We start from the raw sequence: 18,471 nt of genomic DNA on the forward strand, positions 1-18,471 counted from the left end.
AACACTCCCGTGACATTCCCCCACACACGATCAGGAGGATCGCCGTGCGATCCGAGCACCGAAAGACGGACGGGCGCCGGGGCAGGCTGCTGCTCTCTGCCGCGCTCGCCGGAGTGGTGGCCACCGGCGGGCTGACCGCGCTGGCCCACGCGTCCGAAGAGGAGACGCCGCCGGCCGCGTCCGGCGCCGCGCCGGGCGCCCTGCCCGCCGGGACCTACCAGATGGACCGCCTCGACCGCGGCCTGGTCAGCGTCGGCACCGGCGAGGGCAACCTGGTGAGCTGGCGGCTGCTGGCCACCGACGCGGACGACATCGCGTTCCACCTCTACCGGGACGGCACCCGGGTGACCGACGAGCCGCTGTCCGGCGTCACCAACTTCCTCGACGAGGGCGCGCCCGCCGACGCCGAGTACACCGTCGGCACGGTCACGGACGGCGCGGAGGTGCGCGACGCGGCACGGGCGCTGAACATGCCGAACGCGCAGACCGACATCCCCATCAGCTCGCCCGGCGACGGCTACGTCGCCAACGACGCCTCCGTCGGCGACCTGAACGGCGACGGGGAGCTGGAGATCGTCCTGAAGTGGGACCCGGACAACGCCAAGGACAACTCGCAGTCGGGCGTCACGGGCAATGTCTACCTCGACGCCTACACGCTGGGCGGCGACCAGCTGTGGCGCATCGACCTCGGCCGCAACATCAGAGCGGGCGCGCACTACACCCAGTTCCAGGTCTTCGACTACGACGGCGACGGTTCGGCCGAGGTCGCGGCGAAGACCGCGGACGGCACGGTGGACGGCGCGGGCACGGTCATCGGCGACGCGGACGCCGACCACCGCAACGACGGCGGCTACATCCTGGAGGGCCCCGAGTTCCTCACCATGTTCGACGGCGCGACCGGCGCGGCCGTGGACACGGTGGACTACGTGCCCGGCCGCGGGAACGTGGCGGACTGGGGCGACGACTACGGCAACCGCGCGGACCGCTTCCTGGCCGGGACCGCGTATCTCGACGGCCAGCGCCCCTCGCTGATCATGGCGCGCGGCTACTACACGCGTTCGGTCGTGGCCGCTTGGGACTTCGACGGCTCCTCGCTGTCGCAGCGCTGGGTCTTCGACAGCGACGAGGCGGGCGGCCAGTACGAGGGGCAGGGCTCGCACAGCCTGTCCGTGGGCGACCTCGACGGCGACGGCAACGACGAGATCGCCTACGGCTCGATGGCCGTGGACGACGACGGCAGCCCGCTGTGGAACGCGGGCACCGGGCACGGCGACGCCCAGCACCTCGGCGACCTCGATCCGGCGCGCGACGGGCTGGAACTGTTCAAGGTCTCCGAGGATTCCAGCAAGCCGGGCTCGCTCCTCCTCGACGCGGCCACCGGCGACATCCTGTGGGAGACCGCGAGCGGCAGCGACAACGGGCGCGGCGTGGGCGGCGATGTCTGGGACGGCAGCCCGGGCGCCGAGTTCTGGTCCAACGCGGACGGCTCGCTACGGAACACGGCGGGCGAGGAGATCGGCCGCAAGCCCTCCAGCGCCAACTTCCTCAGCTGGTGGGACGGCGACCTGACGCGCGAGCTGCTCGACGGCACGCACATCGACAAGTACGGCCCGGACGGCGACACGCGGCTGCTGACGGGCGAGGGCGTGGCGTCGAACAACGGCACGAAGGCGACGCCCGCGCTGTCCGCCGACATCCTCGGCGACTGGCGCGAGGAGGTCATCTGGCGCACCGAGGACAACAGCGCGCTGCGCGTCTACGCGACGGACATTCCCACGGAGCACGCGATTCCGGCGCTGATGCAGGACCGGCAGTACCGCACCGGCATCGCCTGGCAGAACACGGCATACAACCAGCCGCCGCACCCCGGTTTCGCCATCGGCCCCGGCATGGCCGACGTGGCGCCCTCGGATCTGGCCGGCGTCCCGGCCGGCGGGGCCGCACGGCCGTGACAGACGTGACAGACGTGACAGACGTGACGGCCGTGATGGCCGGTCTGACAGCTCGTATCAGCAATTCCCGGTAATCACACCGGTATCACCCGCACCACGGCAGGCCCGCCATATCGCGAGATGTGGCGGGCCTGCCGGTGTGTGCGCGAAACCGCAGGTAAGCCTTCAGACATGTAGCCGTGACAGTGGACGCCTACCGTTGGTGCCCCCCACACGAGTGAACGCGCACCGGAGCGGCCATGCTCGGAACCAGCCACTCAGCAGCGAAGAAGATACAAAGGACAAAGGCCCTCTCAGCGAGGGAAAATCCTCATTTCGAGGAACCAGGTCCGCCCTCAACGCTCTCAGGTGATCCCCAAATGATCGGTCGTATCCCTGTTCTCGACGTCCAGCCGCGCGTTGACTGCGGACGGCGCCCCGTCAAGGCCGTACCGGGCGAGACCTTCGAGGTCTCCGCCACCGTCTTCAGGGAGGGCGCGGAGGCGGTCGGGGCGAACGTCGTCCTCCGCGATCCGAGCGGCCGCGGCGGGCCCTGGACGCCCATGCGCGAACTGGCGCCCGGCACCGACCGCTGGGGCGCGAACGTGACCCCGGACCGCGAGGGCCGGTGGACCTTCGCGGTCGAGGCGTGGGGCGATCCCGTCGCCTCCTGGCGCAACGCGGCCCGCGTCAAGATCCCGGCGGGCGTCGACACCGAGCTGACGCTCTCCGAGGGCACGGAGCTGCTGCGCCAGGCCGCCGCCTCCGTCCCCAAGAGCGAGGGCAAGGACGTCGTCCTGGCCGCCGTCGTGACCCTGGCGGACGCCTCGCTCCCGCCCACCGTGCGGCTCGCCGCCGCCATGACCCCCGAAGTGACGGCCGTGCTCGGCCGGCACCCGCTGCGCGAACTGCTGACGGCCTCCCGGCCGCTGCCGCTGCTCGTGGAGCGGGAACGTGCCCTGTTCGGCTCGTGGTACGAGTTTTTCCCGCGCTCCGAGGTGCCCGTGCCGCACCGGGGCGGCCGGCCCGCGCACGGCACGTTCCGCACGGCGGCCGAGCGGCTGCCCGCCATCGCGGAGATGGGCTTCGACGTCGTCTACCTGCCGCCCGTCCACCCCATCGGCACCGCCTTCCGCAAGGGGCGGAACGGTGCGCTGACCGCGGGCCCCGACGACGTCGGCTCGCCGTGGGCCATCGGCTCGCCGGACGGCGGGCACGACGCGATCCACCCCGACCTCGGCACGCTGGAGGACTTCGACGCCTTCGTGTCCGCGGCCGGGGCGCTCGGCCTTGAGGTCGCCCTGGACTTCGCGCTGCAGTGCAGCCCCGACCACCCGTGGGTGAAGTCGCACCCCGAATGGTTCCACAAGCGCGGGGACGGCAGCATCGCGTTCGCCGAGAATCCGCCGAAGAAGTACCAGGACATCTACCCGATCTCGTTCGAGAACGACTTCCGCGGCCTGGTCACCGAGACGCTGCGGATTCTGCGCTTCTGGATGGCTCACGGGGTACGGATCTTCCGGGTGGACAATCCGCACACCAAGCCGGTGGTGTTCTGGGAAAAGGTCATCGCCGAGATCAACCGCACCGACGCGGACGTCATCTTCCTCGCCGAGGCGTTCACGCGTCCGGCGATGATGCGGACCCTGGCGCAGGTCGGCTTCCAGCAGTCGTACACGTATTTCACGTGGCGCAACGGCAAGGACGAGCTGACCGACTATCTGACGGAGCTGTCGGGGCCCACCGCGCCTTATATGCGTCCCAACTTCTTCGTCAATACACCGGACATCCTGCACGCCTACCTCCAGCACGGCGGCCGGGCCGCGTTCGAGACGCGCGCGGTGCTCGCCGCGACGCTCTCCCCCACCTGGGGCGTGTACGCGGGCTACGAGCTGTGCGAGAACACGCCGGCGGCGCCGGGCAGCGAGGAATACCAGGACTCGGAGAAGTACCAGATCCGGCCGCGGGACTGGGCCGGGGCCATGGCGGCGGGACGTTCCCTCGTGCCCCTGATCACCAAGCTGAACACCTTGCGCCGCAGCCACCCCGCGCTGCGCCGGCTGCGCGATCTGCACTTCCACCGCACGAACAACGACCACATCCTGGCCTACTCGAAGCGCTCACGGACACCTCACGCCGACTGCGTGCTGATCGTGGTCAACCTCGATCCCCACCACACCCACGAAGCAACGGTCTCGTTGGACATGGAGCAACTCAAGGGTTACGGCCTGACGCCCGCTCAGGAGACGGGTGCCGAGCCCTTCCCGGTGTGCGACGAGCTCACCGGGGAGACCTACTACTGGGGCAGGGACAACTATGTACGGCTTGAGCCGGGCCGTGCGGATGCGTACGCCTCCTCGGCCCACATCTTGGCCCTGCGACCGTCCTCACAGACCGGAGGGTCACCCACACCATGAGCGTCAATGAGCCGGTCCCCGATAAATTCGAGGACACGCCCGACCGCGACCGCGACCCCGAGTGGTTCAAGCGCGCGGTGTTCTACGAGGTCCTGGTCCGCTCCTTCCAGGACAGCAACGGCGACGGAATCGGCGATCTGAAGGGCCTCACCGCCCGGCTTGACTACCTGCAATGGCTCGGCGTCGACTGCCTCTGGCTGCCGCCGTTCTTCAAGTCCCCGATGCGCGACGGCGGGTACGACGTCGCGGACTACGCCGACGTGCACCCCCACTTCGGCGATCTGGCGGATTTCGTCGAGTTCGTCGACGCGGCGCACCAGCGGGGCATTCGGGTCATCATCGACTTCGTCATGAATCACACCAGCGACCAGCACCGCTGGTTCCAGGAATCACGCCAGGACCCGGACGGCCCCTACGGGGACTACTACATGTGGGCCGACGACGACAAGCAGTACTCGGACGCCCGCATCATCTTCGTCGACACCGAGTCCTCCAACTGGACCTTCGACCCCGTCCGCAAGCAGTACTTCTTCCACCGCTTCTTCTCCCACCAGCCCGACCTCAATTACCGCAGCGCCGCCGTGCAGGAGGAAATCCTGTCGGCGCTGCGGTTCTGGCTGGACCTGGGCATCGACGGATTCCGGCTGGACGCCGTTCCGTACCTGTACGCGGAGGAGGGCACCAACTGCGAAAACCTTCCTGCGTCGCACGCCTTCCTGAAGCGGGTCCGCGCCGAGATCGACGCGCACTACCCCGACACGGTCCTGCTGGCCGAGGCCAACCAGTGGCCCGAGGACGTCGTCGACTACTTCGGCGACTTCGACAAGGGCGGCGACGAATGCCACATGGCGTTCCACTTCCCGGTGATGCCGCGCATCTTCATGGCGGTGCGCCGGGAGTCCCGCTACCCCGTCTCGGAAATCCTGGCCAAGACACCGCAGATCCCCTCCGGCTGCCAGTGGGGCGTCTTCCTGCGCAACCACGACGAGCTGACCCTCGAAATGGTCACGGACGAAGAGCGCGACTACATGTACGCGGAGTACGCCAAGGACCCGCGGATGCGGGCCAACATCGGCATTCGCAGGCGGCTGGCCCCGCTGCTGGACAACGACCGCAATCAGATCGAGCTGTTCACCGCGCTGCTGCTGGCGCTGCCCGGCTCGCCGATCCTGTACTACGGCGACGAGATCGGCATGGGTGACAACATCTGGCTCGGGGACCGCGACGCGGTGCGCACCCCGATGCAGTGGACCCCCGACCGGAACGCGGGCTTTTCCTCCTGCGATCCCGGCCGGCTGTTCCTGCCGAACATCATGGACCCGGTGTACGGCTATCAGGTCACCAATGTCGAGGCGGCCATGAGTTCGCCGGCCTCGCTGCTGCACTGGACACGGCGGATGGTGGAGATCCGCAAGCAGAACCGGGCGTTCGGGCTCGGCTCGTACACCGAGCTGCCCTCGTCCAACCCGGCCGTGCTCGCCTTCCTCCGGGAGCACGGGGACGACCTGGTGATGTGCGTCAACAATTTCTCGCGTTTCTCCCAGCCCACCGAGCTGGATCTCGCGGCCTGGGCGGGCCGCGTCCCGGTGGAGCTGATCGGCGGGGTGCGTTTCCCGCCCATCGGGGAGCTGCCGTACCTGCTGACCCTCGCGGGCCACGGCTTCTACTGGTTCCGACTGCGTCAAGCCTCGGAGTCATAAGCCGCGGACGGCACGAGACAGGCTTACCCCCAGCCCTCTGGGGGAAGCCTCCCCGTACGCCAAGCGTTGCCCAGAGCCCTCCATATGCGTTACGGGCCTCACCCGCACGGTCGTTCCTTCACGACACGTCCCGCACCGCCCGGCAACCCACGCCTCAATCCGGGACACTTCGTCACATAATTCGTGCCCGGGGAAAGGACGCCATGTCGGATAGCTCCGCGCCCCGGACGGCTCCGGCCCGGCTTCCGCTCGCCGACGCGCCGCAGGGCAACGCCCTGCTCCGCTCCCTTGACGGTCTGCTCTCCCGCTGGCTCCCCGGCCAGCGCTGGTTCGCCGGCAAGGGCCGTCCGCTCGGCGGACTCACCCTCGTCTCCGCGACGGAGCTGACGCCCTGCACCGCGGGCGGCCAGCACCCCGGGCTGCTGCACCTGCTGATCCGCACCCGGCCGGCCGACGGCGACGGCACCCAGGCCCCGCCCTCGGGCGACTGCTACCAACTGCTGCTCGGCGTCCGCCCCGCGCTCCCCCCGGCCCTGGGCCCGGCGCTCGTCGGCCGACCCACCGAGGGGCCGCTGCGCGGGCGCGCCGTCTACGAGGCACTGCATGACCCGCGGCTCGCCGGACTGCTGCTGGAACGCATGCGCACGCCCGGCACCCTCGGCACCCTGCGCTTCGGCCGGGCCCCGGAGGCCGCCATCCCCGCCGGGCTGCCGGCCCGGCTGCTCACCGGCGAGCAGTCCAACTCCTCCGTCGTCTACGGCGACGCCCACGTGCTGAAGCTGTTCCGCCGCGTCAGCCCCGGCGTCAACCCCGACCTGGAACTGCCGCTGGCCCTGGCCGCCGCGGGCTCCGACCGGGTGCCCGCGCCCGCCGCCTGGTTCGAGGCCGTCTTCCCCGGCAGCGGCTCGAAAGCGGGCGGCGGCGACGCGCCGGAGCCCCTGACCCTCGGCGTCCTCGCGCCGTTCCTCGCCGGGTCCACCGACGGCTGGCAGCTCGCCCTCCAGTCCCTCGGCCATCGAACGGACTTCACCTCCGCCTCGCACTCCCTCGGCCGCGCCACCGCCGAAGTGCACACCGCCCTCGCCGCCGCCCTGCCCACCGACGTGCTGCGCCGCCCCCAGCTCGAACAGACCGCGACCGGCATGATCGAACGACTCACCGAGGCCACGGCCGCGGTGCCCGCGCTGCGCCCCTACCGCGCCGGGCTGCGCCGCGGGTACGAGGCGCTGGCCTCGTACGCGCGGCGCGGCGGCACCTGCACGGTGCAGCGGCTGCACGGCGACCTGCACCTAGGGCAGGTGCTGCTGACCCCCGACCCCAGGGGCCGCGGCTCCCACTGGTCGGTGATCGACTTCGAGGGCGAACCGGCCCGCCCGCTCACCGACCGGCGCCGCCCGGGACCGCCCGTGCGGGACATCGCCGGGATGCTGCGCTCGTTCGACTACGCCGCCTGCCAGCACCGCACCGGCGGTCCCTGGGTCGAGGAGTGGTCGCGCGCCAACCGCGTCGCCTACTGCCGCGGCTACGCGGAAGCGGCCGGCACCGACCCCATGGAGCAGCGGGAACTGCTGCTCGCCTACGAGACGGACAAGGCCGTGTACGAGGTGCTGTACGAGGCCAGGCACCGCCCGGCGTGGCTGCACGTCCCGATGGCGGCCATCCGTCGCCTGGCCGAGCCCGCCGGCTGACCGAAAGGACGTCCCCCGCTGTGCATGCGACCCTGTCCGGAGCGGAACGCGCCCGCCTGCTGGCCGGCGAGCACCACGATCCGCACGCGCTGCTCGGCGCGCACCCGGCGCCCGGCGGCACCCTCGTACGCGTCCTGCGCCCGCTCGCCCGCCGGGTGGCGGTCCGCGGCACCGAGCTGACGCCCGAGGGCGACGGCCTGTTCTCCGCGATCCTGCCCCCGGAGCAGGCGGGCGACCGCTGCCCCGTGGTGACCTGGTCAGACGGCAGCCGCAGCCGCGGCCACGACCCGTACCGCTTCCTGCCCGCCCTCGGTGACGTGGACCTGCACCTGCTCGCCGAGGGCCGCCACGAACGGCTGTGGGAAGCCCTGGGCGCCAGGCCCATGACCCACCAGGGCGTGGCGGGCACCCGCTTCACGGTGTGGGCGCCGAACGCGCGCGGCGTGCGGGTCGTCGGCGACTTCAACGGCTGGGACGGCACCGGCTTCCCGATGCGTTCCCTCGGCTCGACCGGCGTGTGGGAACTGTTCGTGCCCGGCGTCGCCGCCGGCACGCGCTACAAGTACGACATCTGCCGCGCCGACGGCACGCACGCGCTGCACGCCGACCCGCTGGCCCTGGCGGCCGAATGCCCGCCCGCCACCGCCTCGGTGGTGCACCACAGCACCTACGAGTGGGGCGACGCCGAGTGGATGGCCCGCCGCGCGGAACGGCCACCGCACGCCGCGCCGATGTCCGTGTACGAACTGCACCTGCCCTCCTGGCGCCCCGGCCTCGGCTACCGGCAGCTCGCCGAAGAACTGCCGCCCTACATCCGCGACCTCGGGTTCACCCACGTCGAACTGATGCCCCCGGCGGAGCACCCGTTCGGCGGCTCGTGGGGCTACCAGATCACCGGCTACTACGCCCCCACCGCCCGCCTCGGCCCGCCGGACGACTTCAAGTACCTGGTGGACGCGCTGCACCGGGCGGGCATCGGCGTGCTGATGGACTGGGTGCCCGCGCACTTCCCCAAGGACGAATGGGCACTCATCCGGTTCGACGGCACCCCCTGCTACGAACACCCCGACCCGCGCCGCGCGGAACATCCCGACTGGGGCACGCTGGAATTCGACTACGGCCGCCCCGAAGTGCGGAACTTCCTCGTGGCCAACGCCGTGTTCTGGTGCGAGGAGTACCACATCGACGGCCTGCGGGTGGACGCCGTCGCCTCCATGCTCTACCTGGACTACTCGCGCGCGGAGGGCCAGTGGACCCCCAACGCGGACGGCGGCCGGGAGAACTGGGACGCGGTCGCGTTCCTCCAGGAGATGAACGCGACGGTGTACCGCCGCTGCCCCGGCGTGGTGACCGTCGCCGAGGAATCCACCGCATGGGACGGCGTCACCCGCGCCACCGACCACGGCGGCCTCGGCTTCGGCTTCAAATGGAACATGGGCTGGATGCACGACTCGCTGACGTACATGTCCAAGGAGCCCGTGCACCGCGGCTGGCACCACGGCGACATGACGTTCTCCATGGTGTACGCCTACTCCGAGAACTACCTGCTGCCCATCTCGCACGACGAAGTCGTGCACGGCAAACGCGCCCTGGTCTCCAAGATGCCGGGCGACTGGTGGCAGCAGCGCGCCAACCTGCGCGCCTACCTCGCGTTCATGTGGTCCCACCCGGGCAAGCAACTCCTGTTCATGGGACAGGAGTTCGCGCAGGGCGCCGAGTGGTCCGAAACGGATGGCCCGCAGTGGTGGGTCCTGGACCCCACCTACGCCGCGGCCGGCGACCACGCCGGCGTCCAGCGCCTCGTCCGCCACCTGAACACCCGCTACCGCGCCACCCCGGCCCTGTGGGAACGCGACACGGAGCCGTCCGGCTTTTCGTGGGTCGAGGCCGACGCCGCGACGGACAACGTCCTGGCATTCCTCCGCTTCGCGGCCAACGGCACCCCCCTGCTGGCCGTCAGCAACTTCTCCCCCGTGGTCCGCCACGCCTACCGCCTCGGCGTGCCCCCGGTGGCGAAGAGGTGGCGGGAAGCGCTGAACACCGACGCGACGGAGTACGGCGGCAGCGGCATCACCACCCCCACTCCGGTCCGCACCACCCCCACCCCCAGCCACGGCCACCCGACCAGCCTCCCCCTGACCCTCCCCCCACTCACCACGGTATGGCTCCGCCCCACCACCTGAACCCGGAAGGCGTCAGGCAGGGTCGCACGTACCGGGCATCTGGCGGGCGATGAACTCTTCGGCGAACGGCTGGATGGCCTCCGACAATTGCTCGCTGTAGTCATCAAAAGGGCCCGGCCAGTCGAGCCGGATCGACACGTTCAAGCCGGTGAAGTCGAGAGCGGGCGATGCGGCGCAGGGCACGTACATGGTGGCGAAGTCCCGCCACACGAGAAGTTCCCCCAGGGGGCTGGGGACCCATTCCGCGTCTGCGGGGTCGTACTCCGCATCGCGGAGGAAATCCTCGACGTACGCCTGGGCCCCCTCGTCCACTCCCCCATCACTGGCGCTCATGGCGTCGATGAACAGTGCCGTCGTCCCATCGACACTCACAACGCACTCGCCGAAGGGCTGCACGTAGTCCAGATCGTCACTCCGGTCCTCCAGCCGGTTCTCCACAGCGACTTCGCGACCCGGCGGAAAGAGCGGTGCGAACTCTCGCTCGTCGACCGCGATGTCGCACAGGTCCTCCGGAATGGCGTAGTCGATGCTTTCGCTGTCCGATTCCCCCGAGCAGGAGGTACCGGCGAGCACGGCCACGAGGGCCAGCAGTAAAGGACCTTTGACCCGCATGCCCACGCCGTTCAATTTCGGCCCGTCCGATCGATACCGTTATTGAAACTGCCCAGGAAGTGATCTTTCGCGCCGTTCCGCACCGCTCTTTCCTCCTCGTCCGAGAGACCGTAATCCCCCCGCGCCAAGGCTTCGTCCACGGCGCCCGTCACGACGACATCGCGGTAATAGTTCAAAGACCTCTCGTACTCCCGGGTGGCCTGGTCCTCGGCCGTGGCCTGGCTGTCGTGTTCGAACGCGCCGAAGACCATCTCGGTCAGGCCGGCCCGCAGGCTCACCGCCAGTGGGCCGGCGAGCGGGATGCGTTCCTGCACCGCGAAGCGCCGCTCCTCGTTCGTCCCCCAGTCGTGGTTCACGGCCGCGTCGACCGCCACGTAGGTGTACACCTCGTTCGCCGCGGTGAGGGAGGCGTACGCATCCGGCTCCTTGCCCAGGTCGAACAGCATCAGGGCCATGTACTCGTCCTCGAAATCCGCCTGCGGATCGGGGCGGGGCTCGATCTCCATGCCGCCCAGCGCATGGTGCACGTCCGGCATGTAGTCCGCGGCGATGGCGCCCAGGGCCGGGCGGAGGGCGGCGAAGGGCTCCCCCTCGGCGATGCGGGGGGGTCTTGATGTCGGACAGCTCGTCCGAGCCCGCGTAGTCCGCCGCGAACTCGTTCCACACGGTCTCCGCCACCCGGGCGTTCGCATCCGAGTGGGTCCGGTGTTCGCCCGGGGGCGGGGGCTCGCCCGGAGGGAGGCCGGTGGCCGCCGCTTCCAGGGCGGCTTGCAGGCCGGGGCCCGGGGGCGTGGTCTGCCACTGGGCGTGCAGCGGCGAGGGGGTGGTGCCCACGGCCGCGTGGCGGGCCTCGTCGCCCTCGCCGATGAAGTAGTCCAGGTGCTCCGCGCCGGGGCCCTCCGGGTCGAAGAACGCCGTCACCGCGTCGGGGTTGCCGTGGGCGCCGATGCCGAGCATGCGGTCCACCAGGTCGTTCTTCGCGTCCCATGGGCTCGGCAGCCACGGGGATTCCCGTTCGGGGAAGCGGTCATGCTCCCAGATGCCGGGGGTTTCCTGTTCCAGCTCGATCAGCCGGCTCGTCGTCTGGTGGAAGAACTGGTCGTCGATGGGCACGTCCGACGCCTCCAGCAGGTCGAAGGCGACATCGTAGCCGACGCGCTGGTCCGCGGAGTCGCGGTCGAGCGGGCTCGGCTCGTGCAGCAGGCGGTTGCCCGCCTCGTGGAAGGCGTCGTAGCGCTCCTGGTACTGCTGTCCGGCCGAGGTCTGAAGCCACTGGAGGTACGCCGGTGAGCCGGGCGGCGCGCTGCTCATGTCGCCCGCGGGCCGCAGTGACGTGGACAGGGCGGTGCCGAGGCCCTGCCGCAGGTCGGCGGCGAGGGTGCCGTCGCTGTTGAGCCGGGTCGCGGTCGTCTCCGTCCGGTCGGCCGGCAGCAGGTACTCCTCCATGCCGACGGTGTCGACGATGCGGGCGGCGAACTCCGGGTCGTCCGCGTGGTCTTCGAGCAGCCGGTTCATGCGGTGTTCGAGATCGCTGTGGGAGACGATGGTGCCGTCCGGGTGGCCGGAGATCCTGGCGCAGTCGTTCTGGAGCGAGGTGATCCTCGTGCGCCAGGTCTCCGTCAGCCCGGTGAGGGCCGTGCCGCTGGCGATGCCGTGCCGGGCGAGCCCGGCGCCGGTGTCCTGGCTCTCCGGCTCGGCCGCGAGGCCCTTGGACGGCAGTAGTTCGTATAACTCGCGGGCCGCGGACTCCACCGGGCCCAGTTCTTCGCTGTTGACCGAAAGGTCTGCTCCGTCGCACATGTCCCGCCCCCTTGGCTGGTGTTGCCGTGCGAGGGCCCAGGCTAGGCCCTGTCCTGCCGATCTTGCCGGGCCCGCGACGCCAGCTACGGCACCTCGCTGCGTTGTCGCATCGCGCGAGTACGGCCAAGTACGAGCTGCGATCCTCCGCCTTGCGATGCACCGCATCTGACGCCGCGGGCTGCTCCGACAAGATCGACAGGACAGGACCTAGTCACACGTATCGTGACCGGTCCACTGCGCCCCGCACCGGGGGGCGGGAGCGGTGACGGGGCGTCAGCCGTTCAGTCGTTCAGCCGTTCAGTCGTTGGCGTTGAGGGCGGGGAGGTAGCCACTGGAGTGGCCGACGGCGGTGGGGTGGTAGGACTCCCACACCGGCAGGGCGAGGTCGTGGAGCCAGTCGTCGCCGGAGCACAGCTCGTGTCCGTCGAACGTGTTCCGCACGTCGCCGAACGCGAAGCCGTGCGCGGCGGCGCGTTCGGCGATCACCGTGTTCAGCAGGTCGGAGGCGTCGTTGATGGCTTCGCGCTTGGTCTCGCCGATGCCGGCGCACCCGGGGGACGGCTCTATGTACATGCGCGGGTAGCCGAGAACGACGACGCGCGCGTCGGGGGCGCCGGCCCGGATGGCGTCGTAGGTGGCGTCGAGGCGGCCGGGCAGCGTTCCGGAGATGAACGATTCGGCGGTGGCGATGTCGCCGAGGCAGGTGTCGACGGAGCTGATCACGCAGGTGGTCATCACGTCGGCGAAACCGGCGTCGTTGCCGCCGATGGAGATGCTGACGAGTTGCGTGTCCGCGTTCAGCGCGGAGATCTGGGAGCCGGTCACGTCGCTGGTGACGGCGCCGGAGCAGGCGGCGAACGAGAACGAGGAGGGGGCGTTGGCGGCGGCCCACAGGGCCGGGTAGGCGCTGTTGCTGCGGTGGCAGTCGCCGCTTGAGTCGATGTAGTCGCCCGCGCCGTTGCCGGAGGAGTAGGAGTCGCCGAGCGCGACGTAGGAGGGTCCGGCGGCTTGGGCCGTTCCGCCGCCGACGAGGGCGAGGAGCAGTCCGGATACGGCGGTGGCGAGCGTGGTGAGGGCTCTTGTCCTGCGCATGCGTCCTCCGAGTGTGCGTGTGGGGGAAGAGGCCGACGCATGTCAGGCTGCCCGACGCAACGCGCGTTGACAAGCATGCACATGTCACCAACACGGGCCGCTCGAAGAGTTTCCCGGGCGTTCAACTCCCCTGCCCACCGGCGGGCGTCAGGCCGTGGCGGGCTCCCGGTAGTACGGGTCGACGACCGAGCCCGAACGCGTTCCCTCGTGCCAGCGGTAGACCTCCCGGCCCTCGACGAACACGCGCAGCGCCCGGCTCATCACGTCCAGCGGGTCGCCGGACCAGATGACGACATCGCCGTCGAGGCCGGGGCGCAGGCTGCCGACCCGGTCGTCCAGGCCCAGGATCTCCGCCGGGTTCGTGGTGATGGTGCGCAGCGCGGTGCCGCGGTCCAGGCCCTCCTTCACGCACAGGGTCACCTGGTGGACAAGGAAGTTGATCGGGACCACCGGGTGGTCGGTGGTGATGGCGACCTTGACGCCGGCGCGGGTCAGGATGCCGGGGTTGGCGAGGGTGCGCTGCCGCACCTCCACCTTCGTGCGGGTGGTGAACAGCGGCCCGGCGATCACCGGCACGTCGCGGCGGGCGATCTCGTCGGCCAGCAGATGGGCCTCGGTGCCGTGGTTGATGACGACGCGGTAGCCGAACTCGTCCGCGAGCCGCAGCGCGGTCGCGATGTCGTCGGCGCGGTGCGTGTGCTGGCACCAGGGCAGTTCCCGGCCCAGCACCCGCACCAGGACCTCAAGACCGGCGTCGCGTTCGAACGGCTTGCCCTCGGCCGCGGCGTGCTCGCGCCGCGTCAGGTAGTCCTGGGCGCGGGTGAAGGCGTCGCGGATGACGGCGGCCACGCCCTGCCGGGTGGAAGGCAGTTGCTTCTTGTCGCCGTAGACCCGCTTGGGGTTCTCGCCGAGCGCGCTCTTGACGCTCACCGGCTGCCTGATCAGCATGTCGTCGACGCTGCGCCCCCAGCACTTGACGGCAACGGTCTGGCCGCCGACCGGATTTCCCGAACCGGGCTTGATGACGGCGCTGGTGACGCCGCCCGCGAGGGCGTCGGCGAAGCCCGCGTCGGCCGGGTTGATGGCGTCGAGGGCCCGCATCCTGGCGCCGTTGGGGTCGGTCATCTCGTTCGTGTCCTGACCGGCCCAGCCCTCCGCCTCCTCGTGCACGCCCAGGTGGCCGTGGGCCTCGACGAAGCCGGGCAGCACCCAGGCGCCCGCGGCGTCGACGACGGGCGTCCCCGCCGGGACGGCGACCGAGGCGTCGGGCCCCACGGCGGCGATCTTGCCGTCGACGACGAGAACGGTGCCGCCGTCGATCGGCTGCCCCTCGACGGGTACGACATAACCGGAAGTGATCGCAATATCCATGGCGGTCGAACCTACCCGAACCCGGCCATGGACACCGGCTCGCGCGTCGCGTCGGGATGGGATGGGGGTGAACGGTGGGGACGGGCGGCCGTCCGCCGCCGCCCTGTCCCCCGCCCCTCCCCCGGTGTCCCGCGATTCCCCTCCGCGCGCACGGTGCTTGCGCGGTCCCGCGGGCGTCACCGCCGCGGCCATCATCACCGGGAAGAGGGGTGGCCGTCGCGTTTCCCGTGCAAACCCGGTCACGCCGGGTAGACACCCGTGGTGTTCAATGGGTGACGGTGTGGAGGACGCGATGAGGGACACCGGCGCGCGGCGGCCTCCGGGCGATCCACCGGACCCGGGCGGCGCGCGGACCATGGACGAACTGGTGGCGTGCCTGCGCGCGTTGCGTGGCTGGGCCGGGCTGTCGGAGCGCGAGGTGCACCGGCGCGTGAGCCGTGCGCGCGCGGCGCGCGGCATTCCCGAGGTGCCCAGTTACGACACGGTGCACCGCTGTTTCCAGCAGGGCAGGGCGCGGCTGAACGTCGACCTCGTGGAGGACATCGCGCGCGCCCTGGTGGGTGACGAGGCCGCGGCCGGGCGGTGGCGCGGCGCGCACGCCAGGATCATCGGCGCGGTGGCCGGCTCCGGGGTGGTGACGGTCGCGGACGCGCCGCCGGCCGACCTGCCCGCGTTCAGCGGACGGCGCGACGCGTTGCGCGCGCTGCTCGGCGGCGGCCACCCCCCGGCCGGGTTGCGGGTCATCGAGGGCATGGCGGGCGTCGGGAAGACGGCGCTCGCCGCGCGGGCCGCCCATCTGCTGCGGCGGCAGGGCGGTTTCGAGGCGACGCTGTGGGTCGACCTGAACGGTTACGCGCCCGATCTGCCGCCGGCCGACCCGCTGGCCGTGCTCGACGCGTCGCTGCGGCGGCTCGGCATGTCGGCGGACCGCGTCCGGCTGCTCACGCCGCAGGCGCGCGCCCGCGAGTTCCACCGGCGGCTGGCCGGCCGCCGCGTGCTGCTGGTGCTGGACAACGCGGGCGACGAGGAGCAGGTGCGCCCCCTGCTGCCGGAGGGCCCCGGCTGCCTGACGCTCGTGACGAGCCGCCGCAGCCTTCCCGGGCTGCCGGGGGCGCGGCGGCTGCGCCTCGACGTCTTCTCGCCCGGGGAGGCGATGGAGCTGCTGCGCCGCACGGCGGGCGCGGACCGCGTGGACACCGACCCGGGGACGGCCGCGCGGATCGCGGAGTCGGTCGGTCATCTGCCGCTGGCGCTCGGCGTGGTGGCGGGGCGGATCGGCGGCCGGTTCGGCTGGACGCTGGCGGACCATCTGGAGCAGTTGCTCGGGCACCGGGACCGGCTGCGGTCCGAGGACAGCGTGGAGCTGGCGCTGCGGCTGTCGTACGAGAGCCTGGCGCCCGGCTGCCGGCGCCTGTTCCGGGTGCTGGCCCTCGGCCCGCGGCCGGATCTGGACGTGTACGCGGCCGCCGCGCTGGCGGACGACGACCCGGCCGGGGTGCGGGCGCGCCTGGAGACGCTGCTCGCGGCCAACCTGCTGCGCGAGCCCGTTCCCGGCCGGTACGCGTTCCACGACCTGGTGCGGATCTACGCGACGGCGCAGGCGCACGAGCACGACCCGGCGCACGCCCGGCGCGCGGCGCTGGCGCGGTTGCTCGACCACGACCGGCACGCCGTGTCGCTCGCGATGGACCACTTCGCGCCGTACGAGCGCCACCACCGGCCGCCGCCGTGCACCCCGGGCACCCCGGGCACGGTGCTGCCCCTGCTGACCGACCGGCGGTCCGCGACGGCGTGGCTGGAGGCGGAACGGGCGGGTCTGATCGCCACGGCCCTGCACGCGGCGGAGCACGGCCGGCCGGATCACACGGGCAAGATGTCGGCGATCCTCTTCCGTTACCTGGATGTCGGCGGGCACTACCAGGAGGCGGAGGCCCTGCACACCCGCGCCGACCTGACGCCCGACCCGCACGACCGGGCGCAGGCACTGGCGCGGCTCGGCGCGGTGCGCTGGCGGGTCGGCCGCGACCTGGACGCGATCGAGGACTTCCAGCAGGCGCTGGCGGCGTTCCGCGGCGTCGGGGACCGGGTCGGCGAGGGCTGGGTGCTGGGCAATACCGGCGAGGTGCTGCAGCACCTGGGGCGGCTGCCCGAGGCGCGGGAGCACTTCGGGCAGGCCCTCGCCATCGCGCGCCAGTTGCGGGCGCGGCGCGAGGAGGACGGCAAGCTCGGGGACCGCGGCGTGATGTACGAGCCGCTGGGGCGCTACCCGAAGCAGTTCGCGCATCCGAGCGAGGCGCTGGAGATGGGCCGGGAGATCCTGGGCATCGCGCGGCGTATCGGGGACCGGGTCAGCGAGGGGCAGGTACTCGGCAGCCTGGGATCGATCCTGCGGCAGGACGGCCGCCCGGCCCAGGCGCTGAACCATCTGCGGCAGGCGCTGACGATCGCGCGCGCCATCGGGCACCACGTGGCGGAGGTGGCGCTGCTGAACGAACTGGGCGCCACGCTGCGGGCGTTGCCGGGAGACGGCCGGTGGGCGCGGGCGGCGCGGTACTACCGGGAGGCGGCGGCGCGGGCCGGTGAGCTGGGCGACCGCTACGAGGGGGCGCGGGCGCACGAAGGTCTGGGGCACTGCCGGTCCGCGGCCGGCGACGCGCCCGGCGCACGCGCCGCTTGGCGCCGGGCGCACGCGCTGTTCGCGGAGCTGGGCACCCCGGAGGCGGAGGCGGTCGCGCGGCGGCTCGCGTCACTCGACGCGGCGGACGTTCCCCCGCCGGGGTACCGGGACGAGCCGGTCTGAGGCGGGCTGAGCCGGTCTGAGGCGGCGGGCCGCCTCACCAACGCGGCGGGCCGCCTCACCAACGCGGCGGGCCGCCTCACCAACTGGGCCTGCGGACCTCGCCGTAGCCGCCGCCGTGCGGCCGGTCCTCCAGGTGCAGGTGCGGGCCCGTGGTGGCGCCGCTGTCGCCGACCTCGCCGATCCGCTGCCCGGCGCTGACCCGGGCCCCGGCCTCGACGGAGCGGGTGGCGAGGTGGCAGTAGACGTAGTCCCGGCCGTTGTCGGCGCGCAGGCCGATCCACTGCCCGTAGGCGCCGCCCTCGCCGTTCGACCAGGCGATGGTGCCCCCGCGGACGGCGACCACGGGCGTGCCGGCCGGGGCCGCGTAGTCGTCGCCGGTGTGGAACCCGGCCGCGTAGCGGCTGTTGCGCACCCCGTACGGGTAGGTGACCTCGCGCCCCTGCACGGGCGAGGCGACCCGGCCCGCGGCACCGCCGGACCGTGCGCCGTTCGCGAAGCCGAGCCCGGCGAACGTCTTCGCCCCCGGCACCCCGTCCGCCCCTGCGCCGCGCCAGCCCTGCGCCCGCTGGAACGCGGCGCACGCGGCCTTCGTCTGCTCGCCGTAGTACCCGGTGGCGCCCGCGGCGATGGCGAACCCCTTTGCCATGAGCGCCCGTTGGAACGCCGCCACGCAGCTGTCCCGGCTCCCGTACCTGACGTGCGCGAACGTGATGACCGCCATGCCGCCCCCCGCGTTTCCCGGTTTCCGCCGGATTCTGGCAGCGATCTCTCCCCGCCTGAATAGCCCGGCAACCGGCCCTCGCCTCCGCCCGTTGTCGCACCCCGCCTCCACCAGAAGCGCGAGCCGGAGCGCACGGCGCGGCGCGCCCCGGCCCGT

At 71.8% G+C, this 18,471-nt stretch carries 12 protein-coding genes; 7 read left to right on the top strand and 5 right to left on the bottom strand.

The features are described from left to right. Positions 1–44: 44 nt before the first annotated feature. From RM779_RS01390 to glgB, 5 genes are all read left to right on the top strand, one after another. Positions 45–1,952: a rhamnogalacturonan lyase gene (locus RM779_RS01390; protein WP_311614884.1), complete on the top strand. Its 1,908-nt coding sequence runs from the start codon at positions 45–47 to the stop codon at positions 1,950–1,952. Positions 1,953–2,311: 359 nt separating this feature from the next. Further along, a complete protein-coding gene (locus RM779_RS01395) occupies positions 2,312–4,348 on the top strand; it encodes an alpha-1,4-glucan--maltose-1-phosphate maltosyltransferase (RefSeq protein WP_311614886.1) in 2,037 nt (678 codons plus the stop codon). Continuing rightward, the gene (treS, locus tag RM779_RS01400; protein WP_311614889.1) at positions 4,345–6,048 is read left to right on the top strand and encodes a maltose alpha-D-glucosyltransferase; all 1,704 of its coding nucleotides are present in this window, start codon (positions 4,345–4,347) and stop codon (positions 6,046–6,048) included. The genes RM779_RS01395 and treS overlap by 4 nt, the downstream gene beginning before the upstream one ends. 203 nt (positions 6,049–6,251) lie before the next feature. Then, positions 6,252–7,736 carry a maltokinase N-terminal cap-like domain-containing protein gene (locus RM779_RS01405; protein ID WP_311614891.1) on the top strand — a complete coding sequence of 495 codons (1,485 nt, stop codon included), beginning with the start codon at positions 6,252–6,254 and terminating at the stop codon, positions 7,734–7,736. 20 nt (positions 7,737–7,756) lie between these two features. Then, a complete protein-coding gene (gene glgB, locus RM779_RS01410; protein WP_311614895.1) occupies positions 7,757–9,919 on the top strand; it encodes a 1,4-alpha-glucan branching enzyme in 2,163 nt (720 codons plus the stop codon). A gap of 12 nt (positions 9,920–9,931) precedes the next feature. Here the strand turns inward: glgB and RM779_RS01415 are convergent, their stop codons facing one another. Together RM779_RS01415 and RM779_RS01420 are read right to left on the bottom strand one after the other, a co-directional pair. After that, complete coding sequence (locus RM779_RS01415; protein ID WP_311614897.1) at positions 9,932–10,537, bottom strand: hypothetical protein; 606 nt, start codon at positions 10,535–10,537, stop codon at positions 9,932–9,934. Positions 10,538–10,542: 5 nt separating this feature from the next. Next, positions 10,543–11,067, bottom strand: coding sequence for a hypothetical protein (locus RM779_RS01420; protein ID WP_311614899.1), 525 nt, complete (start codon positions 11,065–11,067; stop codon positions 10,543–10,545). A 493-nt stretch (positions 11,068–11,560) separates the two neighbouring features. On the opposite strand from RM779_RS01420, the gene RM779_RS01425 reads away from it, so the two are divergent. Further along, complete coding sequence (locus RM779_RS01425; RefSeq protein ID WP_311614900.1) at positions 11,561–11,821, top strand: hypothetical protein; 261 nt, start codon at positions 11,561–11,563, stop codon at positions 11,819–11,821. An 807-nt stretch (positions 11,822–12,628) separates the two neighbouring features. On the opposite strand, the gene RM779_RS01430 is transcribed toward RM779_RS01425, so the two are convergent. Then, entirely contained in the window at positions 12,629–13,423 is a 795-nt protein-coding gene (locus RM779_RS01430) for an SGNH/GDSL hydrolase family protein (protein WP_311614903.1), read from the bottom strand. A 147-nt stretch (positions 13,424–13,570) separates the two neighbouring features. Next, positions 13,571–14,794: an amidohydrolase gene (locus RM779_RS01435; RefSeq protein WP_311614905.1), complete on the bottom strand. Its 1,224-nt coding sequence runs from the start codon at positions 14,792–14,794 to the stop codon at positions 13,571–13,573. A 292-nt stretch (positions 14,795–15,086) separates the two neighbouring features. On the opposite strand from RM779_RS01435, the gene RM779_RS01440 reads away from it, so the two are divergent. Continuing rightward, on the top strand, positions 15,087–17,594 hold the full coding sequence (locus RM779_RS01440) for a tetratricopeptide repeat protein (protein WP_311614907.1): 2,508 nt from the start codon (positions 15,087–15,089) through the stop codon (positions 17,592–17,594). 76 nt (positions 17,595–17,670) lie between these two features. Here RM779_RS01440 and RM779_RS01445 read toward each other — a convergent pair whose 3' ends face one another. After that, positions 17,671–18,315, bottom strand: a complete 645-nt coding sequence (locus tag RM779_RS01445; RefSeq protein WP_311614909.1) for a M23 family metallopeptidase — start codon at positions 18,313–18,315, stop codon at positions 17,671–17,673. Positions 18,316–18,471: the final 156 nt, after the last annotated feature.

The sequence above is a fragment of the Streptomyces johnsoniae genome (assembly GCF_031845565.1).
GTDB lineage: Bacteria > Actinomycetota > Actinomycetes > Streptomycetales > Streptomycetaceae > Streptomyces > Streptomyces johnsoniae.

What these genes read in the sequence shown, in the direction of transcription:
- RM779_RS01395 (WP_311614886.1), top strand. Translation starts at nt 2,312, where the DNA reads ATGATCGGTCGTATCCCTGTTCTCGACGTCCAGCCGCGCGTTGACTGC.
- treS (WP_311614889.1), top strand. Translation starts at nt 4,345, where the DNA reads ATGAGCGTCAATGAGCCGGTCCCCGATAAATTCGAGGACACGCCCGAC.
- RM779_RS01405 (WP_311614891.1), top strand. Translation starts at nt 6,252, where the DNA reads ATGTCGGATAGCTCCGCGCCCCGGACGGCTCCGGCCCGGCTTCCGCTC.
- RM779_RS01420 (WP_311614899.1), bottom strand. Translation starts at nt 11,067, where the DNA reads ATGCCGGACGTGCACCATGCGCTGGGCGGCATGGAGATCGAGCCCCGC.
- RM779_RS01425 (WP_311614900.1), top strand. Translation starts at nt 11,561, where the DNA reads ATGCTCCCAGATGCCGGGGGTTTCCTGTTCCAGCTCGATCAGCCGGCT.
- RM779_RS01430 (WP_311614903.1), bottom strand. Translation starts at nt 13,423, where the DNA reads ATGCGCAGGACAAGAGCCCTCACCACGCTCGCCACCGCCGTATCCGGA.
- RM779_RS01435 (WP_311614905.1), bottom strand. Translation starts at nt 14,794, where the DNA reads ATGGATATTGCGATCACTTCCGGTTATGTCGTACCCGTCGAGGGGCAG.
- RM779_RS01440 (WP_311614907.1), top strand. Translation starts at nt 15,087, where the DNA reads ATGAGGGACACCGGCGCGCGGCGGCCTCCGGGCGATCCACCGGACCCG.
- RM779_RS01445 (WP_311614909.1), bottom strand. Translation starts at nt 18,315, where the DNA reads ATGGCGGTCATCACGTTCGCGCACGTCAGGTACGGGAGCCGGGACAGC.